The 1,022-nt window shown below is 35.8% G+C and carries 1 protein-coding gene; it reads right to left on the minus strand.

From position 1 onward, the window contains the following. Positions 1-1,022: LicD family protein (locus tag GMD4S_RS00010; protein WP_000280838.1), on the minus strand; the 1,022-nt coding region annotated here is incomplete at both ends.

The raw sequence follows: 1,022 nt of genomic DNA on the forward strand, positions 1-1,022 counted from the left end.
AACTTCGTAACGTTCATCACGGTTAGCGATAAGGTAGTCTTGCAATTTTTCATAATCCTCTCGTAACATGCAGATATCCATGTCATCATCCCAAGGGATAAATCCTTGATGGCGAACAGCACCAATTAGACTTCCATATGCTAAGAAATACTTGACCCCAATTTTCTGACAAACTTCATGAATATACTCCATGATTCCAAGTTCCATCTCTTGAATTTCTTTAACATCTGTTACTTCTTGGTACCGAACTCCTTCATCTCGTTTGCAGACTACGAGTCCATAGCCAATCGCTAGCCAGAAGATGATATTAATAAAGTTGGTTGAATACATAATCTGACTTTCAAATAATTGACCAAACAAGATACCAAAGAAAAGAATCATGATCAATTTATCAGTATGTTTCTTGGAAACAATCAAATACGTTAAAAAGCGCTTGATGACATAAGCCAGTACAAGAAGGAAGGATACCAAACCTAGAACTCCCGAACTGACAAATATGGTCACAAAAATGTTATGGAAATTCCCACCAATAAGGGAGTTTTGAATCTCAAATTTACTGAAATATTCTGTGTAGTAATCTGGAACATTTCGTACACCATAACCAAAAATTGGTTTGGCACTTCCCATCTTGATGGCATTTTTCCAGATATAGGTTCTACCACTTGGTGTTGTTTCAATCAGATGGAGCTCACCGTTTTTCTTAGTAACAGACGAATCTGTTTCAGCATAGGATTGTCCTTTGTTTAAATCTAAGACAGTCGCAGTTTCAGATGAGATATAGATTGAAGTTACATAGCTTAATCCAATATTAGTTGCAGTAATCAGCAAACCAGCAACTATAAAAGTGAGGAATCGTTTAACGATACTTCCTCTAGTAGCAAAGAAACTATAGAGTCCAATCATGAGAAGTAAAGAAAGTAAGGCTCCTCGACTTTGCATCATAGCAAAGTAAACGAATTGAATCACATTGTTCAGTTTAAGATAAACAGAATATTTACTTCCTTTATGGATCAAATACATAG

The organism is Streptococcus sp. GMD4S, assembly GCF_000296955.1.